Source organism: Agromyces sp. SYSU T00194 (genome assembly GCF_040496035.1).
Classification (GTDB): domain Bacteria; phylum Actinomycetota; class Actinomycetes; order Actinomycetales; family Microbacteriaceae; genus Agromyces; species Agromyces chitinivorans.
Map to the genome: position 1 here is coordinate 340,351 of NZ_JBEPJZ010000001.1, position 17,712 is coordinate 358,062.

13 protein-coding genes are annotated in these 17,712 nt (G+C 72.0%); 3 read left to right on the plus strand and 10 right to left on the minus strand.

Going from position 1 to position 17,712, the window contains the following annotated elements:
- Positions 1–76 precede the first annotated feature (76 nt).
- Positions 77–601 carry an amino-acid N-acetyltransferase gene (locus ABZK10_RS01675; RefSeq protein ID WP_353807443.1) on the minus strand — a complete coding sequence of 175 codons (525 nt, stop codon included), beginning with the start codon at positions 599–601 and terminating at the stop codon, positions 77–79.
- Positions 602–619: 18 nt separating this feature from the next.
- Between ABZK10_RS01675 and ABZK10_RS01680 the strand changes: the two genes are divergently transcribed.
- Positions 620–1,510, plus strand: a complete 891-nt coding sequence (locus ABZK10_RS01680) for an aminoglycoside phosphotransferase family protein (protein ID WP_353807444.1) — start codon at positions 620–622, stop codon at positions 1,508–1,510.
- A gap of 97 nt (positions 1,511–1,607) precedes the next feature.
- Here the strand turns inward: ABZK10_RS01680 and ABZK10_RS01685 are convergent, their stop codons facing one another.
- Positions 1,608–4,133 carry an ATP-dependent Clp protease ATP-binding subunit gene (locus ABZK10_RS01685; RefSeq protein ID WP_353807445.1) on the minus strand — a complete coding sequence of 842 codons (2,526 nt, stop codon included), beginning with the start codon at positions 4,131–4,133 and terminating at the stop codon, positions 1,608–1,610.
- Between the two features lie 126 nt (positions 4,134–4,259).
- Between ABZK10_RS01685 and ABZK10_RS01690 the strand changes: the two genes are divergently transcribed.
- Positions 4,260–5,810 carry a glycosyltransferase family 39 protein gene (locus ABZK10_RS01690; protein WP_353807446.1) on the plus strand — a complete coding sequence of 517 codons (1,551 nt, stop codon included), beginning with the start codon at positions 4,260–4,262 and terminating at the stop codon, positions 5,808–5,810.
- Positions 5,811–5,866: 56 nt separating this feature from the next.
- Positions 5,867–6,874, plus strand: coding sequence for a pirin family protein (locus tag ABZK10_RS01695; protein WP_353807447.1), 1,008 nt, complete (start codon positions 5,867–5,869; stop codon positions 6,872–6,874).
- Positions 6,875–6,950: 76 nt separating this feature from the next.
- Here ABZK10_RS01695 and cls read toward each other — a convergent pair whose 3' ends face one another.
- The 8 genes from cls to lysS form a co-directional block, all read right to left on the minus strand.
- Entirely contained in the window at positions 6,951–8,426 is a 1,476-nt protein-coding gene (gene cls / locus ABZK10_RS01700; RefSeq protein ID WP_353807448.1) for a cardiolipin synthase, read from the minus strand.
- Between the two features lie 3 nt (positions 8,427–8,429).
- Positions 8,430–8,618 carry a hypothetical protein gene (locus ABZK10_RS01705; RefSeq protein WP_353807449.1) on the minus strand — a complete coding sequence of 63 codons (189 nt, stop codon included), beginning with the start codon at positions 8,616–8,618 and terminating at the stop codon, positions 8,430–8,432.
- A 185-nt stretch (positions 8,619–8,803) separates the two neighbouring features.
- Entirely contained in the window at positions 8,804–10,864 is a 2,061-nt protein-coding gene (locus ABZK10_RS01710) for a PTS fructose transporter subunit IIABC (RefSeq protein WP_353807450.1), read from the minus strand.
- A complete protein-coding gene (locus tag ABZK10_RS01715; protein WP_353807451.1) occupies positions 10,857–11,846 on the minus strand; it encodes a 1-phosphofructokinase family hexose kinase in 990 nt (329 codons plus the stop codon). The genes ABZK10_RS01710 and ABZK10_RS01715 overlap by 8 nt, the downstream gene beginning before the upstream one ends.
- Positions 11,843–12,631 carry a DeoR/GlpR family DNA-binding transcription regulator gene (locus tag ABZK10_RS01720; protein WP_353807452.1) on the minus strand — a complete coding sequence of 263 codons (789 nt, stop codon included), beginning with the start codon at positions 12,629–12,631 and terminating at the stop codon, positions 11,843–11,845. Before ABZK10_RS01720 ends, ABZK10_RS01715 begins: the two co-directional genes overlap by 4 nt.
- A 344-nt stretch (positions 12,632–12,975) precedes the next feature.
- On the minus strand, positions 12,976–15,549 hold the full coding sequence (locus tag ABZK10_RS01725; protein ID WP_353807453.1) for a M14 family zinc carboxypeptidase: 2,574 nt from the start codon (positions 15,547–15,549) through the stop codon (positions 12,976–12,978).
- A gap of 240 nt (positions 15,550–15,789) precedes the next feature.
- On the minus strand, positions 15,790–16,032 hold the full coding sequence (locus ABZK10_RS01730) for a hypothetical protein (protein ID WP_353807454.1): 243 nt from the start codon (positions 16,030–16,032) through the stop codon (positions 15,790–15,792).
- A gap of 13 nt (positions 16,033–16,045) precedes the next feature.
- A complete protein-coding gene (gene lysS / locus ABZK10_RS01735) occupies positions 16,046–17,566 on the minus strand; it encodes a lysine--tRNA ligase (protein ID WP_353807455.1) in 1,521 nt (506 codons plus the stop codon).
- Positions 17,567–17,712 lie beyond the last annotated feature (146 nt).

Sequence of the window (17,712 nt, forward strand, 5' to 3'; positions counted from 1 at the left end):
TCAGGGTACGGCGGCGGATGCGCCGGGCCGGGCCTTCCCCGCGGCGTGCCGCGCCCTCCGCGGCGAGGCGGGGGTGCTAGGGCGCGTCCACGCCGCCGAGCAGCTTCAGCATGCGGGTGTTGCCGAGCGTGTTCTGCTTCACGCGGGCGAGGTCGAGGAACTCGGCCACGCCCTCGTCGTGCGAGCGCACGAGCTCGGCGTACAGCGCGGGGTCGACCGTCTCGTGGCCCATGTCGCGGAACCCGTGCCGGCCGAAGAAGTCGACCTCGAACGTGAGGCAGAACAGCCGCGACAGCCCGAGCTCCACCGCATCGGCCTCGAGCCCGTCGAGCAGCGCGTGCCCGATGCCGTGCCCGAGCCACGCCTCCGAGACGGCGAGGGTGCGCACCTCGCCGAGGTCCTCCCACATGACGTGCAGCGCGCCGCAGCCGATGAGCGTGCCGTCGCCGGCCTCCGCCACGCGGAACTCCTGCAGTGCCCCGTAGAGGTCGACGCGCTCCTTGCCGAGCAGGATGCGCCGCTCGACGAACGGCTCGACCAGGCCCATGATGCCGGTGACGTCGGCGGCACGCGCGCGGCGCACGCGGAAGTCGTCGGTCATCCCGCCAGACTAGCGTCCGTGGATGCTCCGGAGGCCGAGGTGACGATCGACGCGTCGCTCATCGACCGGCTCGTGCGGGCGCAGCACCCCGACCTCGCAGGGCCCGTGCGCATCGTCGCGAACGGCTGGGACAACGTCGTCGCCCGGCTGGGCGACGACCGCTGCGTGCGGATGCCCCGGCGCGCCGTCGCCGCGCCGCTCATCGAGCACGAGGCGACCTGGTTGCCACGCCTCGCGCCGCACCTGCCGGTGCCGGTGCCCGCCGCCGAACGCCTCGGCGCCCCGGGGCTCGGCTACCCGTGGGCGTGGGTGATCTGCCCGTGGTTCGCGGGCCGCTCGCTCACCGAGGTGCCGGTCGCCGAGCGCGGTGAGACGGCCGTCGACCTCGCGCGGTTCCAGGTCGCCATGCACCTGCCGGCCCCGCCCGACGCGCCGCACAACCCGGTGCGCGGCACCCCGCTCGCGGCCACCCGCCCGCGCGCCGAGCAGCGCCTCGCCCACCCGGGCGTTCCGGAGCCCGCACACCTGCGACGGCTCTGGGAGGCGGGGCTCGCCGCCCCGGAGCATCCGGGCCCGCCGCTCTGGCTGCACGGCGACGCGCACCCCGGCAACCTGCTCGTCGGGGCCTCGGATGCCCGACTGGCGGCCGTGCTCGACTTCGGCGACCTGACCTGGGGGGACCCTGCGAGCGACCTCGCCGCGGCGTGGCTCGCGCTCGACGCGCCGGGACGCGCCGCGTTCCGCGAGGCGTCCGCCGACCGGCATCCGCCCGACGACCCCGTGTGGCTGCGCGCCCGCGCCTGGGCCGTGGTGCTGGGGCTCGCGCTGCTGACGATGAACGACGACACCCCGCGCATGACCGCGATCGGTCGGCACGCGATGGCGCAGCTGCTGGCAGAGACGCCCTGAGCCGCTCAAGGACGCCCGTCGCCGCGAGTCGTCACCCAGCACGGACACGACGACGCCCCCGGCGGCCGGAGCCGGGGGCGTCGAACGATCGTGCGGGCTACTCGCCGGATGCGGCGAGGTCGGGCGTCTGCGGCCCGGTGCCGATCGCGGCGTTGGTGTTGACCCCCACGCCCACCGGCAGCTCGCGCTTGGTGGTCGTGAAGACGAACTCGCCGTCCTGGTAGTCGACGTGCACGTGGTCGCCCGAGTTGAGCTCGCCGTGCAGGATCTTCTCGCTCAGGCGGTCCTCCACCTCGTGCTGCACCGCGCGGCGGAGCGGACGGGCGCCGAGCGCAGGGTCGAACCCGACCTCGATGAGGCGCTCCTTCGCCGGCACCGTCAGCTCGACGGTCATGTCGCGGTCGAGCATGCGGTCGGCGAGTCGCTTGACGAACAGGTCGACGATCTGCAGCAGCTCCTCCTTCGAGAGCTGCGGGAACACGATGATCTCGTCGACGCGGTTCAGGAACTCGGGCTTGAAGTTCTTCTTCAGCTCCTCGTTCACCTTGCCGCGCATGAGCTCGTACGCGTTCTGCGAGTTGCCCTCGACCTGGAAGCCGACGGGGCCGCCGGCGATGTCCTTCGTGCCGAGGTTCGTCGTCATGATGATGACGGTGTTCTTGAAGTCGACCACGCGACCCTGGCCGTCGGTGAGACGACCCTCCTCCAGGATCTGCAGGAGCGAGTTGAAGATGTCGGGGTGCGCCTTCTCGATCTCGTCGAAGAGCACGACGCTGAACGGCTTGCGACGCACCTTCTCGGTGAGCTGGCCGCCCTCCTCGAAGCCGACGAACCCGGGAGGGGCGCCGAACAGGCGGGAGACCGTGTGCTTCTCGCCGTACTCCGACATGTCGAGCGAGATCATCGCCGACTCGTCGTCGAACAGGAACTCGGCGAGCGCCTTGGCGAGCTCGGTCTTGCCGACGCCCGTGGGGCCGGCGAAGATGAACGAGCCCGAGGGGCGCTTCGGGTCCTTCAGGCCGGCGCGCGTGCGCCGGATGGTCTTCGACAGGGCCGCGATGGCCTCGTCCTGGCCGATGACGCGCTCGTGCAGCGCCTTCTCCATGAAGACCAGGCGGCTCGACTCCTCCTCGGTGAGCTTGAACACCGGGATGCCCGTGGCCTGCGCCAGCACCTCGGCGATCAGGCCCTCGTCGACCGTCGCGGTCGTCGTGACCTCGCCCGACTTCCACTGCTTCTCGAGGCGCAGGCGCTCGCCGAGCAGCTGCTTCTCCTCGTCGCGGAGGGAGGCGGCCTTCTCGAAGTCCTGGTCCTCGATCGCCTTCTCCTTCATGCCGCGCACGACGCCGATCTTCTGGTCGAACTCGCGCAGCTCGGGCGGGCTCGACAGGATCGACAGGCGCAGGCGCGCGCCGGCCTCGTCGATCAGGTCGATCGCCTTGTCGGGCAGGAAGCGGTCGGAGATGTAGCGGTCGGCGAGGTTCGCCGCGGCGACGATCGCACCGTCGGTGATCGACACCTTGTGGTGCGCCTCGTAGCGGTCGCGCAGCCCCTTCAGGATGTTGATCGCGTGCGGCAGCGAGGGCTCCGCGACCTGGATCGGCTGGAAGCGGCGCTCGAGCGCGGCATCCTTCTCGAAGTGCTTGCGGTACTCGTCGAGCGTCGTGGCGCCGATGGTCTGCAGCTCGCCGCGGGCCAGCAGCGGCTTCAGGATGCTCGCCGCATCGATCGCGCCCTCGGCGGCGCCCGCACCGACCAGCGTGTGGATCTCGTCGATGAAGACGATGATGTCGCCGCGGGTGCGGATCTCCTTGGTGACCTTCTTGAGGCGCTCCTCGAAGTCGCCGCGGTACCGGCTGCCGGCGATGAGCGAGCCGAGGTCGAGCGAGTACAGCTGCTTGTCCTTCAGCGTCTCGGGCACCTCGTTCTTCACGATCGCCTGCGCGAGGCCCTCGACGACGGCGGTCTTGCCGACGCCGGGCTCGCCGATCAGCACCGGGTTGTTCTTCGAGCGGCGCGAGAGGATCTGCATGACCCGCTCGATCTCCTTCTCGCGGCCGATGACCGGGTCGAGCTTGGAGTCGCGCGCGGCCTGGGTGAGGTTGCGGCCGAACTGGTCGAGGATCTGCGAGCCGCCCTGCGCGGCCTGCTTCTCGTCAGCGCCGACCTGCACCTGCTCCTTGCCCTGGTAGCCCGAGAGCAGCTGGATGACCTGCTGGCGCACGCGGTTGAGGTCGGCGCCCAGCTTCACGAGCACCTGGGCGGCGACGCCCTCGCCCTCGCGGATGAGGCCGAGCAGGATGTGCTCGGTGCCGATGTAGTTGTGGCCGAGCTGCAGCGCCTCGCGCAGGCTCAGCTCGAGCACCTTCTTCGCGCGGGGCGTGAAGGGGATGTGGCCGGTGGGCTGCTGCTGCCCCTGGCCGATGATGTCCTGGACCTGCTCGCGCACGGCGTCGAGCGAGATGCCGAGCGACTCGAGCGCCTTCGCGGCGACGCCCTCGCCCTCGTGGATGAGGCCGAGCAGGATGTGCTCCGTGCCGATGTAGTTGTGGTTGAGCATCTTGGCCTCTTCCTGGGCCAGGACGACGACACGGCGGGCTCGGTCGGTGAATCTCTCGAACATTCGTCACACTCCTCACGGTGCCGGGCAGGGTTGCGGCTTCCGATACAACGAGGGTAGCCACGGCCCTGCACAGGGAGGGCCGTGTTCGCCGTGGGCGCATCACGGTTTCGCCCTACGATGTGCGGCATGCCCGAGGTCGCACGCCCCCGCACCCCGACCGCGCCGGCAGTCGCCTCGGTGGCGGTCCCGATGCTCCTCGCCGTGCTCGTCGCCCTCGTGCGGGCATCGACCAAGCCCCTCTGGCGCGACGAGTACGCCACGGCGATGCACGCGTCGCTCGACTCCGGCGGCCTCGCACGGGCGGTCTCGCACGTCGACGCCGTGCTCGGCCCCTACTACGCGCTGGTGCATCCGCTCCAGCCGCTCGGCAGCATCGACGAGGCCTGGTACCGCGTGCCGTCGATCATCGCCTTCGTCGTCGCAGTGGGCGGCACGGCACTGCTCGCCCTGCGCTGGTGGGGCGCGCCCGCCGCGCTCGTCGGGGGCGCGGTGCTCGCGCTGAACCCCGTGATGCTCTCGCAGGCGACGAACGCCCGGCCGTATGCGATCTCGGTCGCGTTCCTCGTGCTGGCGCTCCTCTCGCTCGACGTCGCACTCCGGGCCGGAACGCGCGGGTGGCTCGCCTGGCTCGGATACGGGCTCGGCGCCGCGTTCGCGACGCTGCTGCACCCCTTCGCGGCGGTCGCGGTCGCCACGAGCGCGATGCTCCTGTTCGGTCGGCCCGCGCGCACCGTCGTGCACTGGCTGCTCGCCAGCGTGCCGGCGGGCGCCGTCGGCGTCACGATGCTCGTCGCCAACTCCGGCCAGAGCCGCCAGCTGGCATGGCTCGACCGATACGACCTCCGGCGGACGATCGCCACCCTCGCCGACGTCGCCGCGGTCTCGCCGGGACGCGCCGTCGCGTTCGACCTCGCCGCGCTCGCGGTCGTCGGCGTCATGACGGTCGCGACGCTGCTCGCCCTGCTCCGGGCGGACTCGGATGCCGGCGACGATCGCCTCGGCCGGGTCCGACCGGTGGCCTTCGCCGCGGTGCTGCTGCTCGCCCCGGCGGTCGTGCTGTTCGCGGGCTCCTGGCTCGTCTCGCCCATGCTCACCGAGCGCTACCTCATCTGGTCGGCCGTGGGCGGCGCGCTGCTCGTCGGCGCTGCGGCCGGGGCGGCCGCGGCGCACGTCGGGGCCCGGAGCCTCGCCGCCGGGATGCTGGCCGTGGTCGTCGCCACGGGCGTGCTCGCCTTCGCGCTGGAGCGGGGCATCGCTCGCCCGGCGGGTCCGAGCAGCGTCGCGCAGATCGTCGAGGCGCTGGAGGCGTCGGCAGCGCCGGGCGACCGGCTGGTGGTCGTGCAGCGCTACTGGGAGGGCGGTGTCGCCTACGAGTTCGCCCGGACCGCGGGCGACGACGCGTACGCCGGTGCCATCCGCGACCGGGCGCCCGACGGCGCACAGCCGCTGGCCGACCTCCGCGTGGTGACCGGTGTCGATCCGCTGACGACGGCGCCCGCCGCGGACCTCAGCGGCGACGGCGCGCTCTGGCTGGTGATGACCGCACCGATCACGGAGGACGATCACGCGGGGCTCGGCGCCGACCTCGCCGGGTGCATCGCCGGGATCGACTCGGAGCCCACGATGCAGGTCGGGGCGTTCCGCCTGGAGCAGGTGGACTGCGGCGGCGCGAGCTGATCGCGACCTGGTCGCGGGCCGACCCGGCGGTCGATGCGCGGGCATAGGATCTGCGCATGAGCAACCTGGAGCGGGACCCCCGCGAACTGCTCTGCGACCCGGATGCCCCGAGCACGTCGCGCATCGAGATCCTGTCGGCGCGCGCGGTGCCGCTCGGCGGGCCGCGCGCGATGACCGTGCGCCGCACGTTGCCGCAGCGCGGGCGCACGACCATCGGCGCGTGGTGCTTCATCGACCACTACGGTCCCGACGACGTCGCCGCGACCGGGGGCATGGTCGTCCCGCCGCATCCGCACACCGGGCTGCAGACCGTGAGCTGGCTCTTCGAGGGCGAGATCGAGCACCGCGACTCCGCCGGCAGCCACGCCCTCGTGCGCCCCGGCGAACTGAACCTCATGACCGCCGGGCACGGCATCCAGCACTCCGAGGTGTCGACTCCGGCGGCCACCACCCTCCACGGCGTACAGCTCTGGACGGTGCTGCCGGACGCCTCGCGCGACGCCACCCCGTTCTTCGAGCGCCACGAGGCGGTGCGCGTCGCGGTCGACGACGCCGACGTGCGCGTGTTCGTCGGGTCGCTCGCCGGCGTCGACACCGGGGTCACGGTGTTCTCCCCGATCGTCGGTGCGCAGGTCGACCTGCCGCCGCACGGGTCCGTCGCGCTGGACCTCGACCCGGCCTTCGAGCACGGCGTGCTGGTCGACGCCGGGCCGGTGCGCATCGAGGCCACCGGCACCGCCGCCGATGCCGCCGACGTGGCGGATGCCGAGCCGAGCGAGCTCGCCTACCTCGCGCCCGGGCACCGCGGCATGCGCCTGGCCGCCGACGACGCGCCCGTGCGCGTGCTGCTGCTCGGCGGCGAGCCGTTCGGCGAGCAGATCGTGATGTGGTGGAACTTCATCGGCCGCAGCCACGACGAGGTCGTCGCGTTCCGGCAGCGCTGGCAGGACGACGTGATCGCCGATCTCGACCCCGAGGGCCGGTTCGGCCACGTCGAGGGGTACGACGGCGACCCGCTTCCCGCGCCCGAACTGCCGACGGTGCGCCTGAAGCCCCGGGGCTGACGCGGTTCCGCCGCGCGGACGATGAGCGGCGGGTGCGTGCGCCGGAGGCATCCGCCCGCCCCGGCACCGCCCGGCGCTACTGCAGCGCCGAGGTGAGCCGCGCGAGGTTGTCGAGCACCGTCGAGCGCAGCGGCTGCCGCAGCCACTCCTCGAGGGTGAGCTCGCGGCTGTCGGCGCGGTACTTCGCCTCGACCGCGCGCATGTCGGTGACGAACTGCTCGCCGCGCACGAGCAGCGAGATCTCCATGTTGAGCAGGAACGAGCGGATGTCCATGTTGCTCGTGCCGATGACCGCGACGTCGTCGTCAATCGACAGGTGCTTGGCGTGCAGGATGTACGGCGCCTTGTACATGTAGATGCGCACGCCGGCACGCAGCAGCGCCTCGTAGTAGGAGCGCTGCGCATGGTAGACGAGCGCCTGGTCGCCGATCTCCGAGACGAACAGCTCGACGTGCACGCCGCGCTGCGTGGCCGACGAGATCGCCGAGAGCATCGCGTCGTCGGGCACGAAGTACGGGCTCGTGATGATGATCTTCTCGCGCGCGGCGAAGAACAGGGTGAGGAACAGCTTGAGGTTGTTCTCGTTCTGGTACCCGGGGCCCGACGGCACGACCTGGCAGTCGAGGTTCTCCGAGGCGGCCTCCTGCGAGAACGGCACGATGTCGCGTTCGAGCAGCACGTCGGTCTCGAGGTACCAGTCGGTCAGGAAGATCGTGTTGAGGCCCGAGACGATCGGGCCCTCGAGCCGCGCCATCAGTTCCTGCCACTGCAGGCCGCGCTTGATGTTGCCCGGCTTGTTGTAGCTGCGGTCGATGACGTTCTGCGAACCCGTGAAGGCGACCTCGCTGTCGACCACGAGGAGCTTGCGGTGGTTGCGCAGGTCGGGCCGCTGGTACTTGCCCTTCAGCGGCTGCACCGGGAGCATCAGGTGCCAGTCGATGCCCGCATCGGTGAGGAACTTCACCGTGTCGCGGTACCCCTTCACCCGCACGGATGCCACGTGGTCGAGCAGCACCCGCACCGTGACGCCGCGCGCGGCGGCGCGCGCCAGCGCCTCGAAGAACGGACGGGTCGTCGGGTCGAGCGCGAAGATGTAGAACTCGACGTGCACGAACCGCTTGGCCCGGTCGATCGCGTCGGCCATCGCCAGGATGGACGCCTCGTAGTCGTCGATGAGCGTCGCGGAGTTGCCGCCGATCAGCGGCATCGACCCGAGGTTGCGGTTCATGCGCACGAGGCCCTCGAACCAGACCGGCCAGCCGTCGGTGCTCGTCACGCGCTCCATGCCGTGGGTCGACTCGCGGATGTACCGGTCGACCTCGGACTGCTTCTCACGCCGGTGCTTCGGGAGCTTCGGATTGCCGATCAGCAGGAAGAAGAGCACGCCGATGAACGGGATGAAGAAGATGGCGAGCAGCCACGCCATGCCGGCGGTGGGCTTGCGGTTGCGCGGGACGACGATGATCGCGACGATGCGGATGACCAGGTCGAGCAGCAGCGCGACGCCGGCGACGATCAACGTGATGAACGCGTCCTGGCCCGCCTCAGTCATGCGTCAGGCGGCCGTGCCGTCGGCCGGGGCGTCGAGGCCGAGCTTCGCGCGCTCCTCGGCCTCGATGCGGGCGTACGCGCGGCGCTCGTTGCGGTCGGCGCGGATGACCGCGCGCATCACGAACCAGAACACCAGCCCGATGAGCACGGTCGGCGCCAGCGACCAGATCGCGTTCGCCCAGAAATCGTCCATAGCCCCTTCAGGATACGTGCTGGCGCGGCGCGCGCGCGACTCGCCCGATCGGGGGGCTGCGCGTTGTCGTGGAAACATGCAGATCTGCGCGTCCGCTGCGGGGGCGGGGCGAGGCGAACGGGCAGTGGGCGAGCAGGCGGATGCCCCGGGGCGAGCACCGCCCCGGGGCATCCGTCGTCTCGTGGTCAGGCGGCGGCGGGCACCGTGGCGGCCGGGAGTTCGGCCTCCGCGGGCGCGCGGCGCGTCCACTTCTTCAGGGCGATCACGGCCAGCGCCGAGACGACCATGCCCGCGAGGATCGCGATGACGAACCAGAGCAGGTTGCCGATCGCGAAGAACACGAAGATGCCGCCGTGCGGGGCCTGCGAGGTGACGCCCATCGCCATGCAGATCGCGCCGGTCGTCATGCCGCCGAGGATGCCCGCGGGCAGCACGCGCAGCGGGTCGGCCGCGGCGAACGGGATGGCGCCCTCGGAGATGAAGGCGGCGCCCAGCAGCCAGGCCGCCGTGCCGTTCTCGCGCTCCAGCTCGTTGAACTGCTTGGGCGCCAGCACCGTCGCGAGCGCGAGGGCGAGCGGCGGCACCATGCCTGCCGCCATGACGGCGGCCATGATCATCCACGGGGTCTGGTTGTCGATGGAGCCGGCGGACAGGCCCGCCACCGCGAACGCGTACGCGGTCTTGTTGATCGGGCCGCCCAGGTCGAACGCCATCATGAAGCCGAGCAGCGCGCCGAGCGCGACCACCCCGACTCCCGTGAGCGAGTTCAGCCAGTCGGTGAGGGCCGCCATGAGCGTCGCGATCGGGCCGCCGAGCAGCATGAGCATGATGCCCGAGGCGACGATCGAGGCGAGCAGCGGAATGATCACCACCGGCATGAGGCCCTGCAGCCAGCGCGGCCCGCGGAGCTTGCCGATCCAGTAGGCCGCCGCGCCGGCGAGCAGGCCGCCGACGAGGCCGCCGATGAAGCCCGCGTTCATGATGAGCGCGACCGCGCCCACCGTGAACCCGGGGGCGATGCCCGGCCGGTCGGCGATCGCGTAGGCGATGTACCCCGCGAGCGCCGGCACCAGGAACGCCATCGACGCGTTGCCGATCGTGAAGGCGACCGCGCCGAGGTACTCGCCGAGCCCGCCGGGCGGGAGGTTCCAGAGTGCACTGCTCAGCACGATCTCGCCCGCGTTGCTGGAGATGTCGTAGCCGCCGAGCAGGAAGCCGAGCGCGATGAGCAGGCCGCCGCCGGCGACGAACGGGATCATGTAGCTCACGCCGGTGAGCAGCCAGCGCTTGAGCTTGCCGCCGATCGACTCGTTCGCCGCGGCCGACGTCGCCGCCTGGGCGCCGCCGCCGGTGGCCGCGACCCGCGCGGCATTCGGGTCGGATGCCGCGGCGAGCGCCCGCGCGACCAGCTGGTCGGCCTCGTCGATGCCGCGCTTGACGGGGACCTGGATCACCGGCTTGCCGGCGAACCGCCCCTTGTCCCGGACGTCGACGTCGACCGCGAAGATGACGGCGTCGGCGGCGGCGATCACCTCTGGCGGGATCGGGGTCGTGCCCGCGGAGCCCTGCGTCTCGACGTGGTAGTCGGCGCCGGCCCGCTCGGCTGCCGCGGCCAGGGCGTCCGCCGCCATGTAGGTGTGGGCGATGCCGGTGGGGCAGGCGGTCACGGCGATGATCGACGGGCGGGGTGCGGCGGCCGCGTCCGCCGTGGCGGTGGCGGCAGGGCCGGTCGACCCGGTGGCGCCCGCCGCGGCGGCGCCGGCCGCAGCACCCGCGGCCGCGGGAGCGGGCTCCGCGTCCTCGTGGAGTGCCCCGCGCACGATCTCGACGACCTCCTCGGGCGTCGCGGCAGCGCGCAGCGACGCCACGAAGTCCTCCTTCATGAGCGAGCGCGCGAGGAGGGCGAGGAGGGCGAGGTGGTCCTGTGCCGCACCCTCGGGGGCGGCGATCATGAACACGAGGTCGGCGGCCTCGCCCTCGTCGAACTCGACGCCCGGGCTCAGGCGCGCGACGGCGAGGCTGGCGCGCGTCACGGCGGCGGACTTGCAGTGCGGGATGGCCATGCCGCCCGGCAGGCCGGTCGCCGACTGCTGCTCGCGCTTCCAGGCATCGGCGTACAGCGCCTCCGCGCTCGTCGCGCGGCCGGCGGCGGCGACACGACCCGCGAGCGCACGGATGACGTCGGACTTCTCCGGGCCGAGGTCGGCGTCGAGGACGACGAGCCCGGGCTCGATGAGCTCACTCATGAGGTGCTCCTTGTGGTGCGGAGGCGGCGTCGGCGCCGGCCTCGGTGACGACGACCCGGTCGGGGTCGACCTGTGATCGGGTGGGCACGACGCTGCCCGGCAACGAGGCCGCCGCGGCGCCGTAGGCGACGGCGCTCGCCAGCGCCGCCGATGGATGCGCACCCTCGACGGATGCGATGAGGTAGCCCGCGAGCGAGCAGTCGCCGGCGCCGACGGAGCTCCTCGCGGTGATCTTCGGGGCGGCGGCGAACCACGACCCCTCCGGCGCCACGACCGCGGCGCCCACGGCGCCCAGCGTGACGAGGCTCGTGCGCACGCGCGACGCGGGGATCGTGCGGGCGAGCGCGATCGCGGCATCCGGCCCGGCCTCGAGCTCGGCCTCGCTCGAGCGCCCGAGCAGCTCGGCGAGCTCCTCGGCGTTCGGCTTGATCACGTCGATGGCGAGTTCGGCGTCGACGAGCGCGGCGAGCGCCGGGCCCGACGTGTCGACCGCGATGCGCGGGGCCGGGTGCGTCTCCGCGCGGACCGCGCGGACGACCCGCGCGTAGAAATCGTCGGGCGCGCCGGGCGGGAGCGAGCCCGCGAGCACCAGCCACTCGGCACCCTGGGACGCCTCCACGACGGCATCGACGACGGCGCGCTGCGCGGCCTCGTCGAGCTCCGGCCCGGGCTCGTTGATCTTGGTCGTGGGACCGCCCGCCTCGGCGATCGTGAGGTTGGAGCGGATGCGACCACGGATCGGCACCGCACGATACGGCACCGACTCCGCGTCGAGCGCCGCGAGCATCGGGTCGCCGGGAGCGGCGGGGAGCACGGCGATGGAGGTCACCCGCGCGGCACGGAGCGCCCGGGTCACGTTGACCCCCTTGCCGCCCGGGTCCTCGCGCGTCGCGACGGCACGCTGCACGGCGCCGCGCTCGAGCGGCTCGTCGAGCTCGACGGTGCGGTCGATCGAGGGGTTGGCGGTGAGCGTGACGATCATGCGAGGACCACCTCCACGTCGGCAGCGGCGAGCGCCGCGGCCAGGTCGGCCTGCGGCGGGGTGTCGGTGATGAGCGTGTCGACGTCGGCGAGGTCGGCGAAGCGCACCAGCGCCTCGGACGCGAGCTTGGTCGAGTCGGCCAGCACGACGACGCGGCGGGCCGCGCGCACCATGGCGGCCTTCGCCGCCGCCTCGGCCTCGTCGGGCGTCGACAGCCCGAACTCGACGCTCACGCCGTTCGTGCCGATGAACGCGATGTCGGGGCGCAGCTCGGCGAGCTGGCGGACGGTGGCCGGCCCCACCGCGGCACCGGTGATGCCGCGCACGGCCCCGCCCAGGATGCGCAGGCGCAGGTGCGGACTGCCGTGCAGGGTCGAGGCGATGGGGAGCGAGTTGGTCGACACGTCGATGGTCGCGTCGCTCGCGGCGGGCTGCCAGGAGGCGAGCAGGTCGGCCAGCCGCGAGGTGGTGCTGCCCGCGTCGAGCAGCAGCGACCCTCGGAAGCTGCCGGGGACGAGGCGGACGGCGGCCCGGGCGATGCGATCCTTCTGGTCCGAGCGCTGCGGGAGTCGTTCGCCCAGGGACGTCTCGGCCAGCGTGGTGCTGCCCGCGCCGACGGCGCCGCCGTGGACGCGACGGAGCCGGCCCTGCTGCTCGAGCTGGTCGAGGTCGCGCCGGACGGTCTCCGCGGTGACCCCGAACTCGCGCGAGAGCTCGGCGACCGAGACGCGGCCGACCTGTGCGATCGCACGTGCGATGTGCTCGTGCCGCTCCGTCGCGTACATGCGCCCCCCGCTGGTCCCCTCGTCGCGGTGGTCACCGGCGACGTTCCTCAGAGTCCCACAGATTCCCACATTTAGCAACACATACGCAGAATCACCCACAGAATCGCGGCATGGGAGCGATCGACGCTGTCGCGAGAACATGCAGATCTGCAGGTTGGCGGCGAGCACATGCAGACACGCCGCGCTTCGCGCGCGATCGCATGTGCTCGCCACGCGGCGGGTCACGCACGGCGGGACGCCGGCGAGGCGTGCGGGACGCACGGCGGGACGCCGGCGAGGCGTGCGGGACGCACGACGGCGCCGGCCGGGACGAACCCGACCGGCGCCGCCGGCTCACCCGATGGTCAGGGGGCGGGGACCTCCGCTCCCTCGGCACCGGCCCAGAGGAGCCCGCGGCCGATCTGGCTGAACATGCCGACGGGATGGGTGCGGAAGTTCATCGACGTGCCGAACATGAGCACCCGGTTGCCCGCGTCGGTCTCCGCGGAGACCGCGGACGCCTGGCCCGCGGCATCCGTCGTGGAGCGGCCCGTCTGGTCGCGCCAGTGGCCGGCGATGAACGGATCGGCGGCGTAGGTCTGCTCGACCACCGCGTTCGGTCCGAGGTCGCTGTACCAGACCGCCGGGTAGACGAAGGCCGTGTCCTGCGGGTACGTGCCGAGCAGTCCGCCGTCGACCGGGTCGACCGAGACGACGCCGTTCGAGCCGTTGCGGCCCGACGTCGCCGTCGATTCGACGAGGCCGAACGAGTTCGCGAAGGACGAGATCGCCGTACCCTCGCCGACCACGCCACCGCCGGCGGCGAGGTACTCCTCGACCTCCGCGCGAGCCACCGAACCCTCGCCGAGGTTCAACGAACCGCCGACCCAGAGCACCTCGACGTCGTCCAGCTGGAGTCCGCCCTCGAGCGCTCCCGACGAGATCGACACCGGGTCGTCGAAGCCGAGCTTCTGCAGGGTGAGGAGCTCCTCGCCGCCACCGGTGTAGCCGACCGTGAGCGCGTCGAGCCCGCTGCTCTCCTCACCGGCGAGTCGCGAGCCGTCGGACGCCGTGAAGGCGACCCCGTACGCGTCGGCGACCTCGACGGCCGCCGCGTGGCTCGCGGCGTCCGCACCGAGGATCACCGAGCCGTCGGCGAAGACGGACACCGGAATCTCGGACTCGAGCAGCGCGTTGATCGCCTGATACTCGGCGACGCCGCTCGTGGCGAGCTCGAGGTAGCTGCCGGCCGCGGGCACGAAGCCGGTCGGCACGGCCTCGGCCACCGGCTTCAGCTTCGCCGTGAGCGCCGGGTCTCCCGTCGACCCGATCGCGTCGACGTCGGCGCCCCACAGCAGCGCGAGGCTCCACGCGGAGATGTCGTACATCGACGGCACGCGGTCGGAGATGTCGGACCCGTCTGCGAGCAGCACGTTCGCCATGCCGCGCAGCGGCTGGTGCATGTCGACCACGTACGATCCGGCCGGGTAGCTCGTGCCGCCCGCCGTGAAGGCCGCGCTCGCGCGCTGCACCTCGACGCCGTTCGCGATGAGCTGGTCGACCAGGGTCGCCGCGTCGGTGTCCGAGCGCTGTCCGTCGCCCATCGGGATGACGTAGGCGCGTGGGAACTCGGCCGTGTACACGTCGGTCTCGTCCCAGATCTCGGCCCACTCGCTCGGCTCGGCGACCGAGGTCGGGTCGACGTCGGCGGGGATCTCGACCAGGGGGTCGCCCGCGAGGCCACGGCGGAAGATCTCGATCTGGTTCGACAGCAGCGCCGACGAATGCTCCATCACGTAGTCCACCGAGGTGTCGATCACCACGCCCGCGACCTCGATGTTGATCGCCGCGCGCTCCTTGCCCAGCTCGGTGTTCGAGGTGCGGCCGAGCGGGAGCTCGACGGTGTTCGTGATGGCGCCCTGGTAGGCGACGTACTGCGGCGTGAAGATGGGGGGCCAGTCGTCCCAGCCCGACCGGATGTCGCGGTACGGGATGCGGATGTGACCGGTGTTCTCGGTCGTCACGCGGTTGGTCGCGAGGTCGAGGTAGGTGTTGCCCGGGATGTCGGCCTCGGTCACCGCCTCCTCGATCTCGAGGGCCGCGGCGTAGGCGTGCGGCAGGAACAGGTCGTACTCGTAGTTCTCGCCGTGCGGCGGCCCGCAGGGCTCGATCTGGAGCACGCTCGTGTAGCCGTGCAGGTCGATGTAGAAGGTCGGCTGGAGCACGCCGGAGAGGTCGCGGATGATGCGCGCCTCGCTCGTGGCACCGGTGACCATGTCGCGATTCGCGTCGAAGCCGTCGGCCGTGGCCCGCTGTCCGAGTGCACGGCCGTCGGGGTTGTTGGTGACCGTGAAGTAGAGGCGGTTGCGCTCCAGCGTCTCGGCCACCTCCTCGTAGGGCGCCGTGGCCAGGTACTCGATGTACTCGAGCACCGCGTCGGTGCCCTCCCACTCGTTGCCGTGGATGTTGGCGTTGAACCAGATCGGCACCTTGTAGTGCTCCATGAGCGACTGGTTCTTCGCCGCGGCGGTCGGGTTCTGCTTGATCATCTCGCGGAACTTCGCCTGCCGAGTCGTCTCGCCGCGCGTCTCCGGCGCGGTCAGCGTGACCAGGTGGATGTCCTTGCCGAGCGCGGACTGGCCGACGACCTGCACCGAGATGCGGTCGCTGACCGCGGTGAGGTCGTTCAGCATCGGTGCGATCTCGTCGTAGGGAATCACGCCGCGGTCGAGCGACGCGTCGGACGGGTCGTCCGGGACGGTGTCGAGCAGGGGCTGGAACGGGTAGCTCGTCGGTGCCGCGACGAGCGACGACACCGGAGTGACGATGGGGACGGCGGGTGCACCGTCGAGGGCGGCCGCGGGTGCGGCTCCGGCGACGAGTGTCGCGGCGAGGATCGCCGTGATGCCCGCGCCGGCGGTGGCGCGATGGAACGACATGTTGCTCCGATCTGGGAAGGTAGGGACCAGTCCGACCGTGCGGCGCCGGAGGATGCCCGGCGACCGTCCCGGCCGGTCACACCATCCGGTTGCGGAATCGTGCGCCATACAGGGGGTACAGCCAGCCTGTCATTCGGCTGAATCGGTCAACCAGACCAGTTCATTGCGTCCTGTGCATACTCGCGCATGGATCGTGCGTTTGCATTTCGTGCAGGTTTCGTGCGGGTCGATTCGCTTCGATCAGCTCCCGGAGAGCAACTGCCAGAGGCCCAGGCCGATCAGCCAGAGACCCATCGCGGATGCCACGATCCAGCCGCGCACGCGGTTGCGATCGGCACGTGCGCGCGCCTCGGCCGCCTCGCGCTCCGCCCGCTCGGCCTCGGCCCCGCGCTGCTCGGCGTCGCGCTCCTGCTGCTCGGACTCGGGCTCGGGGTCCGGGTCGGAGCCGGGCCCGGGCTCCGGCTCGGGGCGGTCGGCGCTCACCGGGGGCATCCGCTCACTTGACCAGCGGGAAGAGGATGGTCTCGCGGATGCCGAGGCCCGTGACCGCCATCAGGAGGCGGTCGATGCCCATGCCCATGCCGCCGGTCGGGGGCATGCCGAACTCGAGCGCCCGCAGGAACTCCTCGTCGAGGCGCATCGCCTCGGGGTCGCCGCCGGCGGCCAGGCGCGCCTGCTCGACGAAGCGCTCGCGCTGCACGACGGGATCGACGAGCTCGGAGTAGCCGGTCGCGAGCTCGAAGCCGCGCACGTAGAGGTCCCACTTCTCGACCACGCCGGGGATCGACCGGTGCGCGCGCACGAGCGGCGACGTGTCGACCGGGAAGTCCAGCACGAACGTCGGCCGCTCCAGGCCGCCCTTGACGTGGTGCTCCCAGAGCTCCTCGACGTACTTGCCGTGCAGCGGGTGGTCGATCTCGATGCCCTCGGCGTCGGCGAGCTCGCGCAGCCGCTCGATGGGCGTCTCGGGCGAGATCTCCTCCCCCACGGCTGCCGAGAGCGAGTCGTACATCGAGATGCGGTCCCACTCGCCGCCGAGGTCGAACTCGGTGCCGTCGGCCCAGGTCACGACGTGGCTGCCCGAGACCGCCTGCGCGGCGTCCTGGATGAGGCGCTGGGTGAGGTCGGCGATCGAGTGGTAGTCGCCGTACGCCTGGTACGCCTCGAGCATCGCGAACTCGGGGCTGTGCGTGGAGTCGGCGCCCTCGTTGCGGAAGTTGCGGTTGATCTCGTAGACGCGCTCGATGCCGCCCACGACGGCGCGCTTCAGGTACAGCTCGGGCGCGATGCGCAGGTACAGCTCGGTGTCGAAGGCGTTGGAGTGCGTGACGAAGGGGCGAGCGGATGCCCCGCCGTGCATGACCTGCAGCATGGGCGTCTCGACCTCGACGAAGCCCAGCTCGGTGAACGTGCGGCGCAGGCTGGCGTTGATCGCCGCGCGGTCGAGCACGTTGCGGCGCGCCTGCTCGCGCGCGATCAGGTCGAGGTAGCGGCTGCGCACGCGCGTCTCCTCGGAGAGCTCGTTGTGCAGGTTCGGCAGGGGCTGGATGGCCTTCGCGGCCATGCGCCACTCGGTCGCCATGATCGACAGCTCGCCGCGGCGGCTCGTGATGACCTCGCCGGCGACGAACACGTGGTCGCCGAGGTCGACGAGCTCCTTCCACGCGGCGAGCTGCTCCTCGCCCACCTCGGCGAGGGAGACCATCGCCTGGATGCGCGCCCCGTCGCCCGACTGGAGCGCCGCGAAGCACAGCTTGCCCGTGTTGCGCAGGTGCACGATGCGGCCGGCCACGCCGACCTGCTCGCCGGATGCCTCGTCGACGCCGAGCCCGACGAACTTCGCCCGCACGTCGGCGATGGCGTCGGTGATCGGCAGTGCGACCGGGTACGCGCCGCCGCCGAGGTCGTCGGCCTCGGCGATGAGCCGTTCGCGCTTCGCGCGGCGCACCGCCTGCTGCTCGGAGATCTCCTCCGCGGTGGGCTCGGTCGCGTCGGCGGGGCTCTGCTGCTCGGCCATGCTCTCTCTCACGGGTCGTCGAGTGGTGGTGGATGCCGCGGAACGGCGCCCGACGAGAAGCGGGCGCGCGCGGCGCGCGATGCGCGGACCCCAGCCTATCGCCGCGCGCCGGGAATGCCGTGGTCGGTGCGCCGTCCGGAAGGCGT